Here is a 21621-nt window from a genome sequence, read left to right as displayed (position 1 = left end):
ATCTTCCTGTTGGTGAACCTACCACTGAAAAATAAAGCTTGTACTAAAGCGCTTAATAAATAACATTAAATTTACATTGCCAGCAAACAACATCGAACGATAACAATGAGGTCAACGCTAGCCTCGGTAAAGGCGGTAGTTGGCAAAGATAAACTCTAACGAAAGGGTGAATTCTGAAAGATTGCTCTGGTAACCCAACCATGGAAGCCTTGCAAACGGGATGCGTTCATATACAACATTATGTCTTCACCGCTCGCCACGCAGTTGACCCAACGTTTCTTCCGCTACCTGGCCGTTACCAGCCAGAGCAACCCAGCTGTCAGCACTTTGCCCAGCACTCCCGGCCAGTTTGAAATGGCGGAAATGCTGGCAGAAGAACTACGCCAACTTGGCCTGGAAAATATCGTCATTGATCAACATGCCACCGTCACCGCGGTGAAAAAGGGCAACGTACCCGGTGCGCCACGCATCGGCTTTATCACCCACATCGATACCGTTGATGTGGGTTTATCTCCGGACATTCACCCGCAAATTTTGCGCTTTACCGGTGAGGATTTGTGCCTGAATGTGCAGCAAGATATCTGGTTACGTACTGCTGAACACCCGGAAATCAAAGCCTATCCAGGGGAAGAGATCATTTTCAGCGACGGTACCAGTGTGCTGGGCGCGGATAACAAAGCGGCCGTCACAGTAGTGATGACCGTGCTGGAGAACCTCACCGCAGAGCACCAACACGGGGATATCGTGGTGGCGTTTGTACCGGACGAGGAGATTGGCCTGTGTGGTGCCAAAGCGCTGGATCTGGCGCGTTTTGATGTCGACTTTGCCTGGACCATCGACTGCTGCGAATTGGGTGAAGTGGTGTATGAAAACTTCAACGCCGCGAGCGCCGAGCTGCGCTTCACTGGCGTGACCAGCCACCCGATGTCCTCCAAAGGCGTGCTGGTGAACCCGCTGTTGATGGCGATGGATTACATCAGTCACTTCGATCGTCAGCAGACCCCTGAACATACCGAAGGGCGAGAAGGTTACATCTGGTTTAACGGTATGCAGGCATCACAAAGCGAAGCGCTGTTGAAGGCCAATATCCGTGATTTCGATTTGGCGAATTTTGAGCGCCGTAAGCAACAGATTGGCGAAGTGGCCGATAAGATTGCCGCGCAGTATCCAACGGCCCGGGTGGAGTATCACATCAGCGATACCTACAGCAATATCAGCAACGCCATCACCGAAGATCGTCGGGCGATTGATTTGATTTTTGCCGCTTTGGACGAGTTAAACATTGAGCCAAAAGTGATCCCAATGCGCGGCGGCACAGACGGTGCAGCGCTATCCGCCAAAGGGTTATTAACGCCAAACTTCTTTACCGGTGCGCACAACTTCCATTCACGGTTTGAGTTTTTACCGCTGAAATCGTTTGAGGCTTCTTATAACGTGGCGTTAACGCTGTGTAAGCTGGCGGCTAAATAAGGAGGGAGGTATTTGGCTGATTGCGAAAGCATTCAGCCAAGCATTGCTCACGAGACTGGTGGGATTTATAGGGTTGGGCTAGTGTTTAAATTAGCACGCGTCTGGAAGTCATTTGATGGCTGACAAAGAGGATGTTGAGACTGCTGACATACCTTCGTCTGTCCCCACACTACCGATGTGGTGAAAGCTATTGCGCCTTCTATCTCAAGTGCTCCGTTGCCAAAGCGTAATGGTTCTTTCAAGGGATCATTGTCTCCCGGTCCATCAAACCCAGCTTGGGGGTTAATAGCATGACTATCGATGTGCAGCGTCTTCAGCAGGTGGCAGCGGATGCCTATTCCCAGTATTCAACCTTGAGCGGCGGCGAAAATGCCAGCTATATTCCCTTTTTAGCCAGTGTGCCAAGCCATTTAGCCGCTTTGGCGATTGTGACTGTCGATGGAGACATCATTTCTCAGGGCGATGCGGAGTTTCGCTTTGCGCTGGAGTCTATTTCAAAAGTGTGTTCGCTTGCCCTGGCGCTAGAAGACGTTGGCCCACAGGAGGTACAGGACAAGATTGGCGCCGATCCCACCGGTTTACCTTTTAATTCGGTGATTGCCTTGGAGTTGCATAATGGCAAACCTCTTTCGCCACTGGTGAATGCGGGGGCAATGTCAACGGTGAGTCTGGTTAAAGCGAGTGGCCGTGAAGACCGTTGGTTACGTATTCTTGCCATGCAACAGCAGTTAACTGGAGCGCAGATCGCACTCTCCGATGAAGTGAACGATTCAGAACAAACCACCAATTTCCATAATCGAGCTATCGCTTGGCTACTTTATTCAGCGGGGGCAATGTATTGCGACCCGATGGAAGCCTGCGATGTCTATACTCGCCAATGTTCAACGCTGCTAAATACCATTGAACTGGCCACCATCGGGGCTACGCTTGCTGCTGGTGGTGTCAACCCGGTCAGCCAAAAACGAGTGCTGAGCGAGTCTAATACTCCCTATATTTTGGCCGAAATGACGATGGAGGGGATGTACGGCAGTTCCGGCGATTGGGCCTACACCGTAGGCCTGCCCGGTAAGAGCGGAGTGGGGGGCGGTATCCTGGCCGTGGTGCCTGGAGTCATGGGGATTGCCGCGTTTTCTCCCCCTCTCGATCCGGTTGGTAATAGCGTACGCGGGCAAAAGTTGGCTGCGTCGGTTGCCCAACAGCTGGGATATAACCTTTTTCGGGGCCGTTAATCATCAACGGGCCGTGGGTTCCTGTGAGTAAAGATAAATCCCAGGTGGTACGGGATTTTTTGTACGGCTAGGACCAACGGCTCTTTACAAAGCGTAGTGTAATTTACTTTTCATGCCTGGCGGTCAGATTGGCCCCGTCTTGTGCCGATAGTCTGAAGAAAATCAATCCTGAGACCAGGGTTAATATCCCGAGAATAACGAAAGTCACTCTGAATGAATCAACCAGATCCAACTGAATAAATTTGTCTGGTTTTTGAAATATCCTCAAGAGAACCGCGCTGAATGCCACTCCGAACGTTGTGGCGAGTTGCTGGCTGACGGACATCAAACTGTTGCCGCTACTGGCCTTCTCATCGTACAGGTCGGCAAGGGTAATACTGCTCATGGCGGTAAATCGCAGCGAGTTGACGAAGCCGATCAGGAACAGGTTGATCGCCAGTAAATATATTGGCGTGTTCTGGTCAAACAGTCCTAGGGCTATTATGGCTATACCGACAAAGAACGTACTCAATATCAGCACGTTGCGATATCCATAATGACGGAGGATTGGGGTGACCAGTTCCTTCATGATCATGGCTGCCAGGGCCAGAGGTATGAGCATCAAGCCAGAGTGAATGGCTGAATACCCTAATGCCAGTTGTAGCATCAACGGAAGCAGGAAAGGTATGGCCTGAGCGCCTAGACGTGAGGCAAAGTTGCCTGCCAGGCCGATGCTAAAGGTTTTTACCTGAAATAACTCGAGGGGAAAGATAGAGCTTTTATGAAAAATGTTAAGGTTTTTTCTGGCGTGAGTGACGTAGACATACAGCAGGAGCCCCCCTGGGATAAACAATAATATCGGATAGTGCAGGCCATCCCCATCGCTCATCATTTCGAGGCTCAAGGTGGTAATAATAAAAGCCAGGGAAACCAGAACCAGTCCCTTCACATCCAGGTCTGTTGATTTACCGCGGATATTCGGCATGAATTTCAGGCTGAAGAAGATCCCCAGAATACCTATGGGGACGTTGATCAGGAAGATCCAGTGCCAGGTGAATTTTTCAACCAGGAACCCACCCAGCACGGGGCCAAGAAAGGGACCTGCCAACCCTAACAGCGTCGATGTGTTCAAGGCCTTGAGAAAATCTTTTCTGTCAAACGACTTGATCAGCGTCAGCCTGGAGACCGGTACCATCATGGCCCCCCCGACCCCTTGAATGACTCGGGACACGTCCAGCCAGAACAACGATGGTGAGCTCGCACTACACAAGGAGCCGATGGAAAAGAACGTCAGGGCAAATATAAACACGTTTCTGGTACCGAACTTATCGGAGAGAAACCCGCTGGCAGGAATGAACAGGGCCAGGCTGAGAGCATAGCAAATCACCGCAGACTCCATATTCAACGGTGATTCATGGAGGTCTGCTGCCATTTTGGGAAGCGCGGTATTGAGAATGGAGGTATCTAGCGCTTGCATAAAATAAGCAATCGCTGCAATCCATGGCAAAGCTTTATGCATAGTTGGAGTGATTGCAGTTGCCATCTAAATTCGCTTATCAGGTGGGCTCTCTATTTATAGTAGAACAGCCACTTGATGAGTGCGAATGCGGACTTTTGACGTTTGGTGTTGCTACGATCCTTATAATTTACCCTGGCGCAGAAACGGTTATTTTTTGACTATGCCTGAAATATCATTGGTATTAATCAGATGATAATCGCCGTTCATGCCGGTATAGCTGGTCATACCGCTATCGCGGTCAGTGTCCGGCTCGCCGTGAGCCTGCAAGATATCGCCAGATTTGGTGGTGATAATGTAGTCACTGGTACATCCTGCCAGCGCCAAAGTCAGGAATATCAGAGGCAGGAAAATGAGTTTTTTCATCGTTCAATAGGCTCTTTTTCAATTTAACTGCCTCATACTACAAATAAAGTGGCCCGAGATGCAAAGGCTACCTGGTTACTCCTCAGCGCGTTTGGGTTTCAAAGATATCCGTCGGTAAATGAGAGTAGTCCACCTGTTTGAGCTTAAAGTTGGTGATGTAGACGGGGCTGGCTTTATGCTCTGAGAGGAATGGGTATTTCGGCGTCAGCTCTTTGGTTTTTATCCCGGTCCACGAAGCGAAAAAGGTCAGGAAATCATTGGCTGAACGGCGTGCTTTAATCAGGCGGTGTTTGGTGTCATCGCTGGAAAGCACCATAAAGGGCACCTGGAAATTTTGTTGAAACTGATCATCGTGCGCCAGATATTGCACTTTGGTACCGCGCTCTTTAAACGCCAGACCGTGATCGGAGAAATAAGCCATCGAGAAACTTTCACCGGTGTTTTGCAATTGCTGATAGAGCTGTTTCAGCAGGTTGTCGGTTTGCGTCATGGTGTAAAGATAGCAGGAGGTTTCTTTGGATTGCACAAAGTCCACGTATTTGCCCTGAGTCCGGTCACAGGCTTGCGGATGTGAACCCATCAGGTGCAAGACAATCAACTGCGGGGCCGTAGTGCGCGGGGCGGCAAAAACCTGGGCGGTCATCTTGAGCAGCGTTTCATCATTGGTATTTTTATCCGCCTCAAAATCACCGCTTTTCAGGAACTGGACTTCATCGGCACGCTTGGCAATGCTGGCGATCGCGGTGTCATATTCACCAATCTGCCCCTGGTTTGAGAACCACCAGGTTTGAAAACCGGCCCGGTTGGCCATCGTGACGAAGTTATCCTGATACTGCGGTTTGCCGTTGACGACACGGGTTAACGTCATACCGAGTGACTTCTGTGTTGAACCACTGGCAGCAATATAATCCAGCAACAGGGTGCCGTTTACCTGGCTGGCAAAGGGGGTATTGTCCCAGTGTCCTCCAAATGCCCCCAAGGCATCTCGCCGCGCGCTTTCACCAATGACCACTACGTAGATGTGGTATTTCGGTTTCACTGCCAGCACGCTCCAGGAGTCTTTCATTTGCGAGTACGCCTGCATACGGGCTTGCTCATCAATGACTTCCTGATTATTGACGATCACATCTTTAACGAAGCGGAAGACGGGATAGCCAGCATCGCCAACTTTAAACACGCCGCCATAAACCAGATTCTGCACTGGCGTGACAAAAAAACACACCACGCTGATGGTGAGACACAGGCTGTTGAGAGTGTTCCAGACACCTTTTGGCGTTGGCTTACGGCGCAACGCGATAATACCAAGTGCCAGAATAAACAGCGACACCAGATAGCTGTACCACGGGAATATGGTCATTATCTCGCTGGATTCTTCCAGCGTCGTCGAGTGCAACGCCAGCAGGGTATTGAAATTGGGAGAACCGTAAGCCTGAGAGAACGGGAAATACATGGCGGCGATGATGCTACACAGCACAATCACACCCTTTTGCAGGCGTGGGCTGGTACGCCACAGCAGCAGTAAAACACAGCTAAACGCCACGGCATAAAGCAGGCTGAAGGGATAGCCGAGCGCGAAGTTAATCAGCAGCGATTGCAGGAAATAAAAGCCTGTCCACGGGGTGAGGGTGACGTCACGGGCTGCCAGGGTATCTTTAACCGTTGAGTTCATGTTTACCGAAAGTTATTAAAGGCTATGTGGTAACTCTGACAACACCAGAGTCATTAATCCGTTTGGTAGACGGAAAGGGGAGGAGGGATAGACCACATCCAGCGAGCCGCTTCATGTACCCGGATGCGAGAAGATAGTGCTGAATGCAGACAATATCAACCGATAAGTAAAGGTTGTTTTGAGAGGTTGATAACAATTCGGCAAGGAATTAGAAGCAAAGTGGCAAGGTGTGAATTTTCAGAAAATTGCAGCAACAAGTTGTTACCTTCTGTGAGGGGGGATCGCTATCCACACGCCCCTTTTTTGGAGGTAACAATGAGCATTTTATCCCAGGGTCATCACGCAGCTATCACCTTATTGAAGCGGGGAGGAAATAGCTTCGGACGAGGAGTTTTCAAGCAGTTTAAATAGCTCGATCCGCTCATCATCGGTCAGATCCCGCCATTCGCCCAGCGGCAACTCTTGCAGTGTGATGTTCATAATACGCTGGCGCTCAAGTTTGGTGACATGATAACCAAAATATGTGCACATACGGCGGATTTGGCGGTTAAGCCCCTGCACCAGCGTGATGCGAAAACATCTGCGGGGCTTCTTGCTCCACCAGGCATTGTTGAGTCACCGTATCCAGTATGGGGACGCCTGCGCCCATGCCCTGAATAAACTCCTCCGTCAGCGGTTTGTTGACGGTGACCAGGTACTCTTTTTGATGATTATTGCCAGCACGGAGGATCTTATTGAACAGTTCGCCATCATTGGTCAGGAAAATCAGCCCCTGAGAGTCCTTATCCAGCCGCCCGATGGGAAAGATGCGCCTGCTGTGATTAACATAATCACCTATGTTATCCCGCACGTGCTTTCCCATGCTGGTGATGATACCAACCGGCTTGTTCAGCGCGATAAGCACCAGGTCGTCCACATCGCGCGGTTCGATCGGCTGGCCGTTAATTTTCACCACATCCCCGACAAATACCTGAGCGCCCACGGAAGCTAAGCTGTCGTTGATGAAAACGTTGCCTTGCCTGATGTGGCGATCGGCAGCGCGACGAGAACAAATGCCGCTGTCGCTAATGTATTTGTTAAGGCGAATGGATGAGTTTATCAGCATGGTTACCCCGTAAAACGCAAACTATACCTCACCAGGGATGCATTGCGAACCGCGTAAGGAAACAAAAACCTACTCATCACTGAAGTGCCGCTTTGTAGGCGACAAGATGCCGGGTGAACAAAATCAAGCATTTTCAATGAAAACAGCATACCGATAGGGCTTTGCCACTGAACTTCTTGGCTTACTGGGTTAAAACTTCAATTTGTTTCTCTGTCATCTCAGTCTGACATTTGTATACTTTAATTTTTTCAGTGGTTGATACGTCGTTATGAGATAAAGACTCGATTTTACCACACTTATCATTTTTTTCTTTTATCCACTGGCGCATGTCACCTCTGACTCTTTCCTGAATGAGGCTTGGGAGGTGATTATAGATCTCGTTTATATCTCTATCTTTATTAGTGAAGTTACTATATGCATCAATGTACGAATTCTGAGCTATTTCAGCTTTCACAGCGTCAATATTTTGTTTAAACCAAGCCACGCCATATATTGAGAGTGAAACCTGATCATTACCATCAAGCTTGATGTTTTTTAACGCTCCGTCAGGGGTCATGTAAACGTTATAATGAAAACCTTTTACGGTTAACACTTTTCTACTTTCATCAACAGGTTGGGAGTAAATGTTAGGCAGGTAGTCAGCAGCAGTCTCCTTGGCTGCTTTTGAAAATTTCAAATCTTCACCCACTAATAACTCACCCAAATAGCTATCTATTTCCAGCTCACCGTATGCCCAACAGGGCAGCCATCCATCACGAGCAACGGAATCTGAAATATGAGAAAAACTAACGGAAACATCTAATATACTTTTAGGGGGTAATTTAGTATTTCTGATTAATGCAGCGTCATGAACATTTGCATTTAATGTATCCAGCACTTCTGGTGATGCGCACGTGATGTCCTGAGCGAGCGACAAATTACAAAACAAAGTTAAAAAGGATAATGTGTATCTGTATGATTTCATGATATCTCCTTATATCAAAAAACAGCCTATCATAAAAAACGATTTTTATCCCTCGATGCTAAATAACTTTTTATACCACTTTGAACTGTAAGGGTTATCAGTCTCAAACAGCAAGATTGACCTTACCGGCCGTTACCCCAATAATGGCAAGACGTTGACTCGGGGTGCCCTTTGGGGCTGAGAAATCACCCGTATTACCTGATCTGGATAATACCAGCGTAGGGAAGTCTCGGTATCTCAGCCGGTACCCGCCTTCTTGAACGCCGGTTGGGAGCAATATGTCCACTCGACCTGATGTACTCCCCGGCACCCGTGCCGCGGCCTGCTTTAACCAATTTAAACGCCAACCTCCACTGGTCCATTGCCTGACCAACGAAGTGGTACAGGAACTGACGGCTAACGTGCTGCTGGCGCTAGGCGCTTCCCCTGCCATGGTGGTAGAGCCGGAAGAAGCGGCACAGTTCAGCCGCTTGGCCGATGCGCTGTTGATTAATATCGGCACTTTACACGCAGCGCGGGCCGAAGCCATGTTAGCCGCCATCGAGGCTGCCAATTTGGCGGAAACCCCCTGGTTACTGGACCCGGTTGCCGTTGGAGGATTGGAATATCGCGCTACCTTTGCCCGCCGCTTGCTCACCTTGCGGCCTGCGGCGATCCGTGGCAACGCGTCGGAAATCATTGCGTTGAGCGGCCTGCAAACCAGCGCTCGTGGCGTGGATAGCCTGGATGATTCGCTGGTGGCGCTACCTGCGGCACGTGTATTGGCACGTAACTGCGGGGCAATTGTGGCGGTCACCGGTGAGACCGATTACATCACCGATGGTGAGAGAGACTGGGCCGTCACCGGCGGGGATGTATTGATGACGCGAGTGGTGGGAACGGGCTGCGCGCTATCGGCCGTCGTGGCGGCATTTTGCAGTTTGCCGGGCGATCGGTTGGATAATGTTGCCACCGCTTGTCGGGTGATGGCGATGTGTGGTGAAAGGGCAACGGCGAAATGTTCCGGCCCCGGCAGCTTTACCCCTGCCTTCCTGGATGCCCTCTATCAGTTACGTATGGAGGATCTACAATGAAGAGAATCAATGCGTTAACTATCGCAGGCACCGATCCTAGCGGTGGGGCCGGTATTCAGGCCGATCTGAAGGCTTTCTCCGCATTGGGGGCTTACGGCACCAGCGTGATCACTGCACTGGTGGCGCAAAATACCCGGGGCGTGCAATCGGTGTATCACATCGATCCGGCGTTTGTTGCGGCGCAACTGGATTCGGTGCTCAGCGACGTACGTATCGATAGCGCTAAAATTGGCATGTTGGCCAATGCTGATATCGTTCGGGTTGTGGCAGAACGTCTGCGCCATTACCAACTGCCTTATGTGGTGCTGGATACGGTGATGCTGGCGAAGAGCGGCGATCCGTTGTTGGCTCCAGAAGCGGTGGAGTCAATACGCCGTGAGCTAATGCCGCTGGTTTCTATTATCACGCCCAACTTGCCCGAGGCCGCTGCCTTGTTGGCCTGTTCTCCGGCAGAAAATGAATCGCAAATGCGTGAGCAGGGCCAGGCTCTGTTGGCGATGGGCTGTCAGGCGGTATTGATGAAGGGTGGCCATTTAAGTGATGGCGAAAGCCCGGACTGGTTGTTCACGCCTGATTTTGAGCAGCGCTTTAGTGCACCACGCATAGCGACCAGACACACGCATGGCACTGGCTGTACCTTGTCTGCGGCGTTAGCTGCTCTGCGCCCGCGTCACCCCAATTGGGCAGACACCGTGGCTGCGGCCAAAAACTATCTGCAACAAGCCTTACAGCAGGCCGATAGCCTGGAGGTGGGGCAGGGGATTGGGCCGGTACACCATTTTCATGCCTGGTGGTGAGCCAACTTATCAATGATGTAAACCTGTTCGCTGGCCAATCGCTTGATATTTGGCCCTCGGCACTTCATGATCTAGAACGAAGCCCCAATACGGTTTTTTTAATAATAAAGGGAAGCAAGATGGCGGGTTATCAACCACCTTATACCATTACATCGGCTATCCTGAATCGGGTGATTGAGGTTGGTGAGCTATTGGGGCATTGGGCAGCACAGGCCGGGCAATCCTCACCTTTGTTACGCAAAGAGAACCGTATTCGCACCATTCAGGCGTCATTAGCCATCGAGCATAACAGCTTGTCTACCGAGCAGGTGACGGCGATCATGGACGGCAAAAGGGTATTGGCACCGGCAAAAGATATACAGGAAGTCCGTAACGCTATTGTTACCTATGAAAGATTGCCGAGCTGGCAAAGCCATCGGCTAGAGGATCTGCTAGCCGCACATTACTCATTAATGAGTGGGTTGGTCGATGCTCCAGGGCGGCTACGCAGCGGCAATGTTGGAGTCTATCGGGATAAACAACTTATCCATATGGCACCACCAGCCAATCAACTATCGCGTTTGGTTAACGATCTGCTGGTGTGGTTAAAGCACACCGATATTCATCCACTGATTGCCAGCTCTATCTTTCACTACGAATTCGAATTTATACATCCGTTTGCCGATGGCAATGGGCGAATGGGGCGTTTATGGCAAACGTTGATCCTGAGCGAATGGCGTTCAGAACTGGCATGGCTGCCGGTTGAAACGCTGATCCATAATCAGCAACAGGACTATTACCGAGTCTTGGGTGTCTGCGATCGGGCTAGTGATTGCACCGCATTTATTGAGTTCATGCTGGAGAAGCTGGTGGCAGCATTGACCGAAGGGATTGGTGCCAAGGACAGAGGCCATGCCACAATGTCGGAAGAAACGTCGGAAGAAATGTCGGAAGAAAACTTGTCACCGCTTAGCTCCACGAGTGCACGTATCTTGGTCATTATTGCTGGCAATCCCTCCGTCACTATTGCCCAACTGGCTGAAATCTTGGCGATAAGCAGCCGTACCATTGAACGTAACCTCAAAGTGCTCCAGGAAGGAAAGCGGTTAATCAGGGTTGGCGCAACCAAAAAAGGGTATTGGCGGGTTGTTTGACGAAAAGCACCGAGCCAATTTCCTCCTCCTTTCCCACAGCCCTGTCTCTTGAGCAGATCTTTTGATCAAGAGACTATGCCAGTTGCTAACCTTCAACCATACCTTGCAGCCTGAACCAGACCTCTCATATCACTTCTATCCTGCTCGGTCTGCCCGTTTACTGTCCTATTGATTAACCAACTCTACTCGTCGGTTCTTGGCCCGGCCTTCTTCGGTGTCGTTAGATGTCAAGGGTGATAGCGGTCCTACGCTTTTGGCTGATAAGCGGTCGGCAGAAATTTGGTACGATGAAACCAAGGTTTTGACTACCGCATCCGCACGCATTTGCGATAAATCAATGTTGCTTGCCAGGTTGCCCTGATTATCGGTGTGCCCGACGACATAGACCTTAAGTTTGGGGTTGTCACGAAGTAATTTACCCATCTCGTCTAGTGCGGGTTTAGATTCGGTTTTGATTTCGGCCTTGTCTGTGTCGAAATACACGCCATAGACCGCAACTTTGCCTGATTCGTTCAGTGCCTTTTGCATAGCCGATACGTCCAATACATTGACTTTAACCTGGTCGGTTTGCATGGGCGTAGTCTCAACAACTTGCAGGCAGACAGGTGTGATCTTTTTAGACTCATCCTGCATTATGTCCAGGAAGACATAGACGTCACCCGTCGGAGCTTCTTTCTTGGCAAGCACTACGTTATATTTGCCACCAAAGCTGAAATCTCCCCGGCTGGTTCGGCAGATTTTACCGCTATCGCTGACGAAGGACTGAAAGCGCTCACCACACTGCTCGTTGTTCTTGCACTCAAACACGGTCTTGAAGCCGCTAGCCTGTAACGCATTTTGATAATTCCGGTAAACCTCTAGCGCTGATTTTTTGCCGTCGATGGTGTAGGCAATACGCGTGATCTTTCCTTCAAGTTCCAGCGCCTTGGCGGTTGACTCCTCAGGAATAGGTCGATCAGGCATGAGCGCTTCATCGTAATCCAATTGCTGGTAGTCCCGTATTTCGGCACCGGCGAAGCGTGTCAATAATGGATGATCCTTGGAACCCTCCACGTCTTCAGCATGAACCGACAGTGCTGTTGATAACAGCATGGGGGTACACAGTAGTGCGGCAAGCACGTTTCTTGTGATAGGTGTCATCTAGATCGTGAACTCCATTTAACGATAATTAGTATAATGAGCGATACTCAGACATTGCGGTGCGGTGAGTTCCGAGTATTCGACATGGTCTTTTTAAAACTTTAATCCGATGCTGGTGGTCATCAATAAATACAGCGATAAAACTTATTGGCGTTTCAATTAATCTTGAAGGATCAGGAACTGACAGAGCACTTTATTCACCGCTGGCCGTACCTTTCACGACAACAGGGCAGGTTTTCGAGTTTGATAACCGATGGCATACCTTCTGCGCTTCATTTTCTGCATCGTTCATACTAATATTTGAGGTTGCGTAAGACACTTTTTTGTCTGGTCCCACCGCCATTGCGGCATATCTTTGCTGGAAGGCGATGGTCCAGCAATTTTTGCTGTTACAAGATTGCTCAACGGCAGCCAGGGCTTTTACTCTGGTATTGTGATTGCGTACTGCCGCCATTTTTTGCGTATCTGGATCATAGGCTAGGGCACCCCACTTCAATTCGACTGGCCCGGTGGTGTTGTCTAAAACCAACACGGTTTCGCAATCATTTCCTCCGGCTTTACTGCAATCTTTTATGGCCGTTTCATCTGCCTCGGGGAATGAGTTGGAGGTTGCCATCCTTACTATTCGGTTATCAGTGGAAATGGCAACCGCAATAAAACGGTCGCGCGTCCAGCGGCTGACACATTGGTTAGAGTGGCTTTCCTGGGCACAGCTATCTTCCGCTGCGGCTAATGCTGAACTGGAGTCCGTGTAGTTCCATGCCCCACCATACTTTCTTGATTCTGGATCGACGGCAAAGGCACTATAATATACCGGCGGCGGTACGGCAGGTGTGTATTGCTGATGCTGTTCGCGATAGCGTTCCTGTTCTTCTTGTTGTTGTTGGTATTGGCCCTGCTGCATCTGTATCTGCTGCTGTTGTTGCTGTGTCACCGCACTCATCTCGGCTAACGTCTGCTCCATGTCGGCACTGGCTGGAAGTGAAAATATTGCCACGAACATCAGATTAATTGCTGTAACTACCTGTTTCATAATAAGTCCTTTATTCCACTTCGCGTCCAATGTCTTTTAGACCAACGCTAGACACCCAAACTAAAGGCTGCTGCTGGTTGCCCAGTTTAATTACCTGGGAAAGAAATAGATATTTTCCAGAAGGAAACTGCTGCATTTTAGGAAGATCGCGTGATAATGAGAACATTGGGTATTGGCCGATTGCCTGACGAAAAGTGCTAAGCCAACTTTCTCGTTTAATTGTGGTCTGAGTTACTTGGAACTACGTTTTTGATTTACCGAGGGAGAATGCCATGATCGGAAAAAAGAGGTTGCAGGGAGCCATGGTTGCGGCCCTGCTTGGTTTTAGCGCTGGCAGTTATGCCGAACAGATCGTCACTACCTCCGATTTGATCCAACAGCCGGGCTACCAAACCAGTTGGAAAAATATGGTGAAGGGCCAGGCGCAGTTGCCGGGGTGGGCGCGCAAAGGGGTCGGCACCTCTACGCCAGCCGAAACTGTCAGTTGGAAAGACCAGAGCTATCAGATCGGCAATATCTGCAAGCCGCATGACTGTGCCAATAACTTTATGATTGTCGCTTTCAAGGCCGACAAATCTCAGGCATGGGGCGTGCGGGTCGAAGTGCCTAATAAGCCGCAGGCAATTGATCATCCGAAGAAATACGCCAAATACCAATGGCTGGGCAAGCCGGATGACGCGATGAAAGCGCTGCTGAAAAAGCAGTTTGAGGGTAATCCAGACTGGAAATAATGCATGCAGGGCGTATTTGACACGCCCTGCCGTTTTGGCCAATCAGCCGATCCCGGCCTGATGCAGGTCATGTAGGTTGATGGCACCTACCAGCACGCCATCAAGATCCACAACCGGTGCGGCACTGATGTGTTGTTCGTGCAAGGCTTCCAAAGCCTCACCCGCCCGCCACTGTTCAGGTAAGCGATAGCCAGGACGGGTGATAGCCGGGCCCAGGTCATCATTGAGGCTATTGCCCTTCACCAACCAGCGGCGCAAGTCACCGTCGGTGAATACCCCCACCACTTTTTGCTGCGCATCGCATACGGCTACCAGGCCTAGCCCGGTGCGGCTCAGTTCCAGCATCGCTTCCATCACGTTGGCGCTTTCCTGCACCACCGGCAGGCGATCGCCGGTACGCATCAAATGGTGTACGCGATTCAACAGGCGTGCGCCCAGGCTGCCGCCTGGATGTGAGCGGGCGAAGTCCTCGGCATTAAAACCGCGCTGGCGCATCAATGCCATCGCCAACGCATCTCCCATCATCAGCGTAGTCACCCCGCTGGAGGTCGGTGCCAAGCCCATCGGGCAGGCTTCGCGTTCAACGCTGATATCCAGAGTACAGGCAGCTCCTAGCGCCAGTGGCGACTCTTTGCCGCCGGTCATGGCAATGACGGGGATCTTGCTTTCCGCCAACAGCAGCAGGATCAGATCCAACTCTTTGGCGCGCCCGGAATAGGAGATAAAGATCACCACGTCATCGGCACCGATCATCCCCAGATCGCCATGTAAGGCTTCCGCAGGATGAACGAAAAACGAGGGGGTGCCGGTACTTGCCAGAGAAGCGGCAATCTTCTTGCCGATATGACCGGATTTACCGATACCGGAAATCACCGCCTTGCCACGGCAGTTAAGCAGCAATTCGCAGGCGTGAACGAAGTTGTCATCCAGGCGCGTCAGCAGGCGTTGTGCTTCGGTCAGCTCAATTTCCAGCGTTTCACGGGCAAAATTGAGCAGGGCAGTGGCGTTACTCATCAAGGGGGTCTCCTACCAGAATGATATTGATACCTTTGGCGCGTAGCGCAGTCAGGTAATCCGGATTGATGCCATTATCGGTGATCAGGGTATCCACGACGCTCAGATCGCACACCACATTAGGGCTTTTGCGGCCAAATTTCGAGGAATCTACCAGCAATACGATACGGCTGGCGGCTTCACACATCGCCTTGCTGACATTATGCACCTCGTTAAAGGTGGTGACACCCGCATTGAGATCGACACCGTCGGCACCAATAAACAGCTTATCGAAGCTGAACTGCTGGAATGCCGATTCAGCCAGGCTGCCGTGGAAGGAGGCTGATTTTTTACGGTAGGTGCCACCGGGCATCAGGATGGTTTGATCGTTATCCAGTTCTACCAGCGCGTTGACGATGGTCAGGCTATTGGTCATCACGGTGATGTTATTGAATTGCGCCAGATGTGGCACCATTTGCAGCACGGTGCTGCCCGCGTCAAAGATTAGTGAGTCACCATCATCGATCAGTTTGATGGCGGCATAGGCGATCTGCCGTTTCTTTTCAGTGTTGATATGGGTTTTACGATCGATGGGCTGATCGCCATCATCGCGGCTAAGAACCACGCCGCCGTAGGTGCGGATCACTTCGCCTTCTTCTTCCAGCAAGGTGAGATCTTTACGGATGGTGGTGCCGGTCGTGGAAAAATGCTCTGCCAGGGCATCCACTGCCGTTTTACCATGCCGCTGCAAGTATTCTAGGATAGCGGCTTGCCGCTGCTTTGGTTTCATAGCGATTCCCTATTCACAAGAGTTGACCATTCCTCTCGGTGAGATAGTTCACTATGAAAGGTAATGTCTTTTAATGTGAAAATATCATGATTTCGGTGCGATCGCTAACGATAGTGCAGTTTGGCATGCCCGATCCTCAGGGAAGATCACATCAGGGCAGAGTTGTTGTTGATGCATGCCATGTAAGTGCCTGAGTTGTTTAGGCTGGGCAAAAATGGTCAGACCGCGCATCAGCATACTGCCGCACACCCGTTGTTGGGCGTCAAAGGCCAGTGCCAATACCACGCGGGGCTTGAACCGCCCGCCGGAGCGGCCAACGCCGACGGTGCCTTGTTGACATAAACGCTCGAAAGCGCGGTTAAAGCGTTGGATTTGCCACCAACCGAGGGCGATCTGCATCAGCCAGGCGATAACGGCGAAGGTAATTAATGCGCTGGTCATGTTGTTGTTCTCCTGTGTGAAATGAAGGGTGAGAGTCTAGTGAATTTCCCCTCACCCTAATTCTCTCCCACAGGGAGAGGGGACCGAATGTGCCACAATTTGATTACGGTATTTGCCTTCAGCATCAACCCAGTTGCAGATTAACTCCGATGCTTACTGCGACTCTGGACTAGCTCCCTCTCCCCAAGCCAGTGTTTTTGTAGATCCCGGTCTATACATTGGGAGAGGGTGGGGGTGAGGGGCTGGAAAACCAGCCCGTAAACCTCAGAACATCACCTGGCCACCGGTAATGTTGATCGACTGGCCGGTGCAGTAAGAGGCTTTATCGCTGGCATAAAACAGCAGCGTATTCAGCACGTCCTGATAGTCACAGCCGCGTTTCAGCGGCACCTTATCGGTGTAATACTTCTCGACCTCCTCCGGCTTGATGCCCAGCTTCTGCGCATATTGCGGCAGCAGCGATTGGAACATCGGTGACTTCAACAAGTTACCGAGCATCAACGAGTGCACAGTAATACCGTAATCGGCCAGATCGAGTGCCAGCGACTGTGTCAGCCCAACGCCACCGAACTTGGCGGCGCTGTAACCAGAGTTGTGCTTGCTGCCGACCTTGCCGGATTTGGAGTTGATTTGAATGATGCGCCCGGCGATACCATCGCGGATCATCAGGCGGGAGAACTCGCGGGCGCACAGGAAATAGCCCACCAGATTCACCTGTAAGGAGCGGTCAAAATCCCCTAGTGGGAAATCGGTGATGGGGGCTGCTTTGGCAATCCCGGCGCTGTATACCAACAGGTTTGTCTGACCGAAGGCCCGGTCGACCGCCTCCGCCAGCGCGATAACGCTAGCTTCATCGGTAGCATCGGCCTGGAAACCGATAGCGCGATCGGCGCCGAATTCCTGATTGATTTGCTGTGCCACCAGATTGGCGTTGTCGGCATTCAGATCGGCCACCGCGACGCGATAACCCGCCTGTGCCAGGCCATGGCACAGGAAAGCTCCCAACGTTTGGCCACCGCCAATCACTACAGCTACTTCAGACATGATCTACTCCTTATGCGATAAATTTTAACGTGCTGCCTAACGGGATATCCGCGGGCGTGCTGCCGGTAACGTGGATCGTGCCTGGGAATTCGGCCTGCGTTTCGCCGTCAAAACGCACTGTGATATGGCCCAGCTCACGCAGATTCTGGGTGGCAACTTCACCGACGGCGGTGATCGGGTAGCGCCGATCGCCAAGCTCCATCACGCCCCCGGTTTGTAATTCCCCGGCGGTATCGCCGTGCTGGTGAATAAAGCAATACTCTTCAATATCTGCCGGGGCGCCTTCGCGGAAGGTGATCAGCATGTTGTCCAACAGGGCGTCACGGGCGCAGCCGCCAATCTGGGTGATGGTGGTCTGGAAAATAGTGTTCATGGTTCTCCTCCGTGCAATTTATTGGTAAATAAAGGCCGAGGCGGCCCAGGCAATCAGCACCGTTGGTGCGCCAGTAAGGAAACGACCGACTAACACCGAAGGGACACCGACCCGCACCGTATCTTGTTTGGCTTCTGCCAGGGACAAGCCTACCGGGATAAAGTCGCAGGCAGCCTGAGCATTAATGGCGAACAGGGCCGGGAGTGCCAACTGAGGGGGGATGTGACCCAGGCCAATTTGTACGCCCACCAACACGCCGATGACCTGAGCGATAACGGCACCAGGGCCGAGGAACGGTGAAAGCAGCGGGAAGGAGCAGATCAATGCCAATGTCACCAAGCCGATTGGGCTACTGGCCAGCGGTGTCAGGCCATGGGCGATAAAGTCACCGAGACCAGAGGCCATGATGATGCCGATCAGCGCCGAGACGAAGGCCATAAACGGCAGAATGGTTTTCAGCACGGTGTCGATGGTGTCACGCCCGGCCTGGAAGAACACGGCCACCACCGAGCCCATACCCATGCCAACCTTGGCCAGCAGGCCATCGCTTTGCTCAGTAATTTTCTTGCTGGTGTCGTAGTCGCGGGCTTTCGGCTGAGCCTGGGGTTGGGGGGCCGCAGAACTCTCGGCAACCTCGACCAGGCTGATGTTGTTTTCCCTCACACCGGAAACGTAGATATCTTCCAGAATAAATTGTGCCAGCGGGCCGGACTTGCCGGTCGCGTGGATATTGATGGTCGGGATGCGGCGTTTAGGGTAGATGCCACAACGTAAGGTACCGCCACAATCGATAATCGCCAGGCCGATCTCTTCCGTTGGCGGCTCACCTTCCTTGAAGCCGTCAACCGCAGGCCAGCCGGTCAGCTCACTGAGTTTATCGACGATCGCCGGGCGGGTACCGGCGGTGATATAGACAATCTTTTTGCCAGGCTCGATGGGTAATTGCAGTGGGCCACCCCAGCCGCTGGCACCTTTCTCGATACGGATATATGCACACATGCTGCACTCCACAAATTAAAGTTGAACCTGACGATCCAGTTGGATGCCCATCTTGCGTTCAAACACGCTGGTGGTGAGATCGGTGATCCAGCCCCGGAAGAAGTTGGTGAACAACCCCACCAGGAAATAGCTCACTGCCAAAGGCCCCAGCGGTAGGCCAAGCGTGGTCAGCCCGCTGGCGATGCCGAGGTAAACAAACAGTTCGCCGGGGTTGATATGTGGGAACAGGCCGTTCATCGAGTGGCAGCTGTAGGAGGCTGCGGCGTAGTAACTCGGTTTGTACTTCTCAGGCATAAAGCGCCCGAGGCTGAGGGTCATGGGGTTACAGAACACAAAGGTGCCGATCAGCGGCAGCAACAGATAGCGTGATACCGGATTACCGGCACAGCGCTGCGCCAAACGTTCAATACGTTCCTGGCCAACAAATTTGATCAACGCGTTCATGATAACTAACAAGCTGATCAACAACGGTAAAATGCCGGTTACCATACCGACAAACACTTCCCCGCCTTTTTGGAACAGGCCGATAAACCATTCGGCTCCGTGGGTTATTAGCTCAATCATTTTTTTCTCCTGTGATGGATGCTATGGCCTGGAGCGAAGTGCGGCTCTGTCGCCATGGGTCATACAGTAACCACTTTGGTTCGGCTTTTGTTTTAAATAGATCACATTTTGAAAGATAAATATTTTATTGTGAAAGGTTAGTTTGAAAGAAAAAAAATTAATGACGAAAGGATGGGATGAGGGACATGAAAAAGGCCCAGCAGAGCTGAGCCTTGAAAATAAAGATTTGATAAATAACGATTAAGCGATGGTAACGCTGTTGTCCAGATAGGTATCCTGCACGGCATTAATCAGGGCAATGCCATCTTTCATCGATTTCTTGAACGCTTTACGCCCCAAGATCAGGCCCATGCCACCGGCCCGTTTGTTGATCACCGCAGTGCGCACGGACTCTTGCAGATCGTTCTCCCCGGCGGCACCACCCGAGTTGATCAATCCGGCGCGGCCCATATAGCAGTTGGCCAACTGGTAGCGCACCAGATCGATCGGATGGTCGGTGGTCAGCTTGCTGTAGACGCGATCGTCGGTGTAACCGAATTTCACCGCACGGTAGCCCCCATTGTTCTCGGCCATCTTCTGTTTGACGATATCCGCACCGATGGTGGCCGCGATGTGGTTGGCCTGGCCGGTGAGATCCGCGCTGGAGTGATAATCAACGCCGTCTTTGTTGAACGCCGGGTTACGCAGGTAGGCCCATAGCACCGTCACCATGCCCAGCTCGTGGGCGCGCTCAAAGGCAATCGAGATCTCTTCAATCTGGCGGCGTGACTGTTCAGAACCGAAGTAAATGGTCGCACCCACCGCCACCGCCCCCATATTGAAAGCCTGCTCAACGCTGGCGTACAGGGTTTGGTCGTATTGCGTTGGATAGCTCAGGGTTTCGTTGTGGTTCAGTTTGACCAGGAACGGGATCTTATGGGCATAGCGGCGGGAGACCGCAGCCAGCACGCCGTAAGTGGAAGCCACGCAGTTACAGCCAGCTTCGATCGCCAGTTCAACGATGTTTTTCGGATCAAAGTAGAGTGGGTTGGCGGCGAATGAGGCCCCGGCTGAGTGTTCAATACCCTGATCGACCGGCAGGATCGACAGGTAACCGGTGCCCGCCAGGCGGCCATGGTTCAACAGGGTTTGCATCGAGCGCAGTACGCTGTTCGGGCGGTTGTTATCGATCATCACCCGATCGACAAAGTCGCCACCGGGCAGATACAGATTTTCGGCAGGGATGGTGGTACAGCGATGTTGCAAAAGATCTTCCGCTTCCTTACCTAACAATTGTGCAATATCCGTCATGATTCACTCCCGTTAAAGCTTCCTCATACACCGGCAAGTCTGGGTATTTAGCCACCGGCGTAGTCAAAAGCGGTGATTGAAGCTAGGCAAAAGATACTAATCAAAACCTGATGGTGCGAAGAGACAATAGATGCGATTGAGAAGAAATGCTATTTAGAAGGCACAATTTGCGAGCTAGCGCGGGTGGGGTGCTTCCCCTTTTCTAGTGGGAAAGGGAATGGCATTGGGTTTCACTCGGCTTCAAACCAGTCGGTGTTTTGCAGGGCAATCGGAGTGATCGAATAGATCATTTCCTGCAAGTGTTCGTGAATGGCCAATTCTGCGGCATCCGGATCCTGGGCTTTCAGCGCTTCAAAAATACGGTAATGCTGCTGGATCATGTTTTCCGGCGGTGACACTTCACTCAGGCTGAGGAAGCGCACCCGATCCATCGTCGCCTTGATGGTCTCAATAGTTTCCCAGGCCAGGGCGCAGTTGGCGATTTGCGTCAGCAGATAGTGAAATTCATCGTCCAGCGCCAAAAACTCACGGATCTGATTATTCTGTGCCGCCAGCTCCTGGCGGTGCAGGTTATGTTCCAGTGTCATCAGTTGTTCGGGAGTGATGCTGGTGGCCGCGCGCCGAATGATGGCACATTCCACCGCCTGACGGATAAAGCGCCCGTCAGCCACCCGTTTGGCAGAGATTTTCATCACGAAGGTGCCACGCTGCGGCAAGATCTGCACCAGGCCCGCTTCTGCCAATTTGATAAAGGCTTCGCGCACCGGCTGGCGTGAGACGCTGAAACGGGTGGAGATCTCTTTCTCGGAAAGCAGCGTGCCCGGCGGGATGGTGCAATCGACGATATCCTTACGCAGGAAACGATAGATCTGCTGATTGACCGGGACGTTATTCGTGAGGCTGTAGGATTCTGACATGGCGA

General features: G+C 51.6%; 22 protein-coding genes, 1 pseudogene and 1 riboswitch. Of the genes and pseudogenes, 7 read left to right on the top strand and 16 right to left on the bottom strand.

Going from position 1 to position 21621, the window contains the following annotated elements:
* Nucleotides 1–240: 240 nt before the first annotated feature.
* A complete protein-coding gene (gene pepT / locus U869_RS0103795; RefSeq protein WP_025121971.1) occupies nucleotides 241–1470 on the top strand; it encodes a peptidase T in 1230 nt (409 codons plus the stop codon).
* A gap of 290 nt (nucleotides 1471–1760) precedes the next feature.
* Nucleotides 1761–2699, top strand: a complete 939-nt coding sequence (glsA, locus tag U869_RS0103790; protein ID WP_025121970.1) for a glutaminase A — start codon at nucleotides 1761–1763, stop codon at nucleotides 2697–2699.
* Nucleotides 2700–2802: 103 nt separating this feature from the next.
* Here glsA and U869_RS0103785 read toward each other — a convergent pair whose 3' ends face one another.
* The 3 genes from U869_RS0103785 to U869_RS32825 all read right to left on the bottom strand — a co-directional run bounded on the left by U869_RS0103785 (nucleotide 2803) and on the right by U869_RS32825 (nucleotide 5626).
* Nucleotides 2803–4221, bottom strand: a complete 1419-nt coding sequence (locus tag U869_RS0103785) for an MFS transporter (protein WP_025121969.1) — start codon at nucleotides 4219–4221, stop codon at nucleotides 2803–2805.
* Nucleotides 4222–4344: 123 nt separating this feature from the next.
* Complete coding sequence (locus tag U869_RS0103780) at nucleotides 4345–4560, bottom strand: YgdI/YgdR family lipoprotein (RefSeq protein WP_025121968.1); 216 nt, start codon at nucleotides 4558–4560, stop codon at nucleotides 4345–4347.
* A gap of 82 nt (nucleotides 4561–4642) precedes the next feature.
* Nucleotides 4643–5626, bottom strand: a complete 984-nt coding sequence (locus U869_RS32825; protein WP_369795077.1) for a phosphoethanolamine transferase — start codon at nucleotides 5624–5626, stop codon at nucleotides 4643–4645.
* On the opposite strand from U869_RS32825, the gene U869_RS32820 reads away from it, so the two are divergent.
* Nucleotides 5519–6082: an FAD/NAD(P)-binding protein gene (locus tag U869_RS32820; protein ID WP_369795076.1), complete on the top strand. Its 564-nt coding sequence runs from the start codon at nucleotides 5519–5521 to the stop codon at nucleotides 6080–6082. The genes U869_RS32825 and U869_RS32820 overlap by 108 nt on opposite strands.
* Before the next feature lie 501 nt (nucleotides 6083–6583).
* Here the strand turns inward: U869_RS32820 and rluF are convergent.
* Both rluF and U869_RS0103765 read right to left on the bottom strand, forming a co-directional pair.
* Nucleotides 6584–7334 (bottom strand): annotated as a pseudogene (gene rluF, locus U869_RS29180) (23S rRNA pseudouridine(2604) synthase RluF).
* A gap of 181 nt (nucleotides 7335–7515) precedes the next feature.
* Entirely contained in the window at nucleotides 7516–8298 is a 783-nt protein-coding gene (locus tag U869_RS0103765) for a lysozyme inhibitor LprI family protein (protein ID WP_025121966.1), read from the bottom strand.
* A gap of 150 nt (nucleotides 8299–8448) precedes the next feature.
* A riboswitch (TPP riboswitch) is annotated at nucleotides 8449–8540 on the top strand.
* A 36-nt stretch (nucleotides 8541–8576) separates the two neighbouring features.
* Between U869_RS0103765 and thiM the strand changes: the two genes are divergently transcribed.
* From thiM to U869_RS0103750, 3 genes are all read left to right on the top strand, one after another.
* The gene (gene thiM, locus U869_RS0103760) at nucleotides 8577–9371 is read left to right on the top strand and encodes a hydroxyethylthiazole kinase (protein WP_025121965.1); all 795 of its coding nucleotides are present in this window, start codon (nucleotides 8577–8579) and stop codon (nucleotides 9369–9371) included.
* On the top strand, nucleotides 9368–10168 hold the full coding sequence (gene thiD, locus U869_RS0103755; protein ID WP_025121964.1) for a bifunctional hydroxymethylpyrimidine kinase/phosphomethylpyrimidine kinase: 801 nt from the start codon (nucleotides 9368–9370) through the stop codon (nucleotides 10166–10168). The genes thiM and thiD overlap by 4 nt, the downstream gene beginning before the upstream one ends.
* A gap of 119 nt (nucleotides 10169–10287) precedes the next feature.
* Nucleotides 10288–11301: a Fic family protein gene (locus tag U869_RS0103750; protein WP_025121963.1), complete on the top strand. Its 1014-nt coding sequence runs from the start codon at nucleotides 10288–10290 to the stop codon at nucleotides 11299–11301.
* 165 nt (nucleotides 11302–11466) lie between these two features.
* Here U869_RS0103750 and U869_RS0103745 read toward each other — a convergent pair whose 3' ends face one another.
* Nucleotides 11467–12441 (bottom strand): OmpA family protein, encoded by a 975-nt coding sequence (locus tag U869_RS0103745; protein ID WP_029987870.1) that lies wholly within the window; start codon nucleotides 12439–12441, stop codon nucleotides 11467–11469.
* Between the two features lie 193 nt (nucleotides 12442–12634).
* Nucleotides 12635–13474 (bottom strand): DUF4189 domain-containing protein, encoded by an 840-nt coding sequence (locus U869_RS0103740; RefSeq protein ID WP_025121961.1) that lies wholly within the window; start codon nucleotides 13472–13474, stop codon nucleotides 12635–12637.
* A gap of 272 nt (nucleotides 13475–13746) precedes the next feature.
* Here U869_RS0103740 and U869_RS0103735 point away from each other — a divergent pair, with 272 nt between their 5' ends.
* Nucleotides 13747–14205, top strand: a complete 459-nt coding sequence (locus tag U869_RS0103735) for an inhibitor of vertebrate lysozyme family protein (protein WP_025121960.1) — start codon at nucleotides 13747–13749, stop codon at nucleotides 14203–14205.
* Between the two features lie 42 nt (nucleotides 14206–14247).
* Here U869_RS0103735 and gutQ read toward each other — a convergent pair whose 3' ends face one another.
* The 9 genes from gutQ to U869_RS0103690 all read right to left on the bottom strand — a co-directional run bounded on the left by gutQ (nucleotide 14248) and on the right by U869_RS0103690 (nucleotide 21616).
* Nucleotides 14248–15219, bottom strand: coding sequence for an arabinose-5-phosphate isomerase GutQ (gene gutQ / locus U869_RS0103730; RefSeq protein WP_025121959.1), 972 nt, complete (start codon nucleotides 15217–15219; stop codon nucleotides 14248–14250).
* Nucleotides 15212–15988, bottom strand: coding sequence for a DNA-binding transcriptional repressor (locus U869_RS0103725; RefSeq protein ID WP_025121958.1), 777 nt, complete (start codon nucleotides 15986–15988; stop codon nucleotides 15212–15214). The genes gutQ and U869_RS0103725 overlap by 8 nt, the downstream gene beginning before the upstream one ends.
* 84 nt (nucleotides 15989–16072) lie before the next feature.
* The gene (gutM, locus tag U869_RS0103720; protein WP_025121957.1) at nucleotides 16073–16429 is read right to left on the bottom strand and encodes a transcriptional regulator GutM; all 357 of its coding nucleotides are present in this window, start codon (nucleotides 16427–16429) and stop codon (nucleotides 16073–16075) included.
* A gap of 264 nt (nucleotides 16430–16693) precedes the next feature.
* Complete coding sequence (srlD, locus tag U869_RS0103715; protein ID WP_025121956.1) at nucleotides 16694–17473, bottom strand: sorbitol-6-phosphate dehydrogenase; 780 nt, start codon at nucleotides 17471–17473, stop codon at nucleotides 16694–16696.
* Nucleotides 17474–17483: 10 nt separating this feature from the next.
* Nucleotides 17484–17846 carry a PTS glucitol/sorbitol transporter subunit IIA gene (srlB, locus tag U869_RS0103710; RefSeq protein ID WP_025121955.1) on the bottom strand — a complete coding sequence of 121 codons (363 nt, stop codon included), beginning with the start codon at nucleotides 17844–17846 and terminating at the stop codon, nucleotides 17484–17486.
* Between the two features lie 18 nt (nucleotides 17847–17864).
* On the bottom strand, nucleotides 17865–18845 hold the full coding sequence (locus U869_RS0103705) for a PTS glucitol/sorbitol transporter subunit IIB (protein ID WP_025121954.1): 981 nt from the start codon (nucleotides 18843–18845) through the stop codon (nucleotides 17865–17867).
* Nucleotides 18846–18860: 15 nt separating this feature from the next.
* Nucleotides 18861–19409, bottom strand: a complete 549-nt coding sequence (locus U869_RS0103700; protein ID WP_025121953.1) for a PTS glucitol/sorbitol transporter subunit IIC — start codon at nucleotides 19407–19409, stop codon at nucleotides 18861–18863.
* A 240-nt stretch (nucleotides 19410–19649) separates the two neighbouring features.
* The gene (fbaB, locus tag U869_RS0103695) at nucleotides 19650–20699 is read right to left on the bottom strand and encodes a class I fructose-bisphosphate aldolase (RefSeq protein WP_025121952.1); all 1050 of its coding nucleotides are present in this window, start codon (nucleotides 20697–20699) and stop codon (nucleotides 19650–19652) included.
* A gap of 230 nt (nucleotides 20700–20929) precedes the next feature.
* Nucleotides 20930–21616 (bottom strand): GntR family transcriptional regulator, encoded by a 687-nt coding sequence (locus U869_RS0103690; RefSeq protein ID WP_025121951.1) that lies wholly within the window; start codon nucleotides 21614–21616, stop codon nucleotides 20930–20932.
* Nucleotides 21617–21621 lie beyond the last annotated feature (5 nt).

This window comes from Serratia sp. H1w, from assembly GCF_000633355.1.
Taxonomy (GTDB): domain Bacteria; phylum Pseudomonadota; class Gammaproteobacteria; order Enterobacterales; family Enterobacteriaceae; genus Chania.
The sequence above is the reverse complement of the archived record's forward strand: the minus strand, read 5'-3'. Positions and strand labels throughout refer to the sequence as shown.

What these genes read in the sequence shown, in the direction of transcription:
- pepT (WP_025121971.1), top strand. Translation starts at nt 241, where the DNA reads ATGTCTTCACCGCTCGCCACGCAGTTGACCCAACGTTTCTTCCGCTAC.
- glsA (WP_025121970.1), top strand. Translation starts at nt 1,761, where the DNA reads ATGACTATCGATGTGCAGCGTCTTCAGCAGGTGGCAGCGGATGCCTAT.
- U869_RS0103785 (WP_025121969.1), bottom strand. Translation starts at nt 4,221, where the DNA reads ATGGCAACTGCAATCACTCCAACTATGCATAAAGCTTTGCCATGGATT.
- U869_RS0103780 (WP_025121968.1), bottom strand. Translation starts at nt 4,560, where the DNA reads ATGAAAAAACTCATTTTCCTGCCTCTGATATTCCTGACTTTGGCGCTG.
- U869_RS32825 (WP_369795077.1), bottom strand. Translation starts at nt 5,626, where the DNA reads ATGAAAGACTCCTGGAGCGTGCTGGCAGTGAAACCGAAATACCACATC.
- U869_RS0103765 (WP_025121966.1), bottom strand. Translation starts at nt 8,298, where the DNA reads ATGAAATCATACAGATACACATTATCCTTTTTAACTTTGTTTTGTAAT.
- thiM (WP_025121965.1), top strand. Translation starts at nt 8,577, where the DNA reads ATGTCCACTCGACCTGATGTACTCCCCGGCACCCGTGCCGCGGCCTGC.
- thiD (WP_025121964.1), top strand. Translation starts at nt 9,368, where the DNA reads ATGAAGAGAATCAATGCGTTAACTATCGCAGGCACCGATCCTAGCGGT.
- U869_RS0103750 (WP_025121963.1), top strand. Translation starts at nt 10,288, where the DNA reads ATGGCGGGTTATCAACCACCTTATACCATTACATCGGCTATCCTGAAT.
- U869_RS0103745 (WP_029987870.1), bottom strand. Translation starts at nt 12,441, where the DNA reads ATGACACCTATCACAAGAAACGTGCTTGCCGCACTACTGTGTACCCCC.
- U869_RS0103740 (WP_025121961.1), bottom strand. Translation starts at nt 13,474, where the DNA reads ATGAAACAGGTAGTTACAGCAATTAATCTGATGTTCGTGGCAATATTT.
- U869_RS0103735 (WP_025121960.1), top strand. Translation starts at nt 13,747, where the DNA reads ATGATCGGAAAAAAGAGGTTGCAGGGAGCCATGGTTGCGGCCCTGCTT.
- gutQ (WP_025121959.1), bottom strand. Translation starts at nt 15,219, where the DNA reads ATGAGTAACGCCACTGCCCTGCTCAATTTTGCCCGTGAAACGCTGGAA.
- U869_RS0103725 (WP_025121958.1), bottom strand. Translation starts at nt 15,988, where the DNA reads ATGAAACCAAAGCAGCGGCAAGCCGCTATCCTAGAATACTTGCAGCGG.
- gutM (WP_025121957.1), bottom strand. Translation starts at nt 16,429, where the DNA reads ATGACCAGCGCATTAATTACCTTCGCCGTTATCGCCTGGCTGATGCAG.
- srlD (WP_025121956.1), bottom strand. Translation starts at nt 17,473, where the DNA reads ATGTCTGAAGTAGCTGTAGTGATTGGCGGTGGCCAAACGTTGGGAGCT.
- srlB (WP_025121955.1), bottom strand. Translation starts at nt 17,846, where the DNA reads ATGAACACTATTTTCCAGACCACCATCACCCAGATTGGCGGCTGCGCC.
- U869_RS0103705 (WP_025121954.1), bottom strand. Translation starts at nt 18,845, where the DNA reads ATGTGTGCATATATCCGTATCGAGAAAGGTGCCAGCGGCTGGGGTGGC.
- U869_RS0103700 (WP_025121953.1), bottom strand. Translation starts at nt 19,409, where the DNA reads ATGATTGAGCTAATAACCCACGGAGCCGAATGGTTTATCGGCCTGTTC.
- fbaB (WP_025121952.1), bottom strand. Translation starts at nt 20,699, where the DNA reads ATGACGGATATTGCACAATTGTTAGGTAAGGAAGCGGAAGATCTTTTG.
- U869_RS0103690 (WP_025121951.1), bottom strand. Translation starts at nt 21,616, where the DNA reads ATGTCAGAATCCTACAGCCTCACGAATAACGTCCCGGTCAATCAGCAG.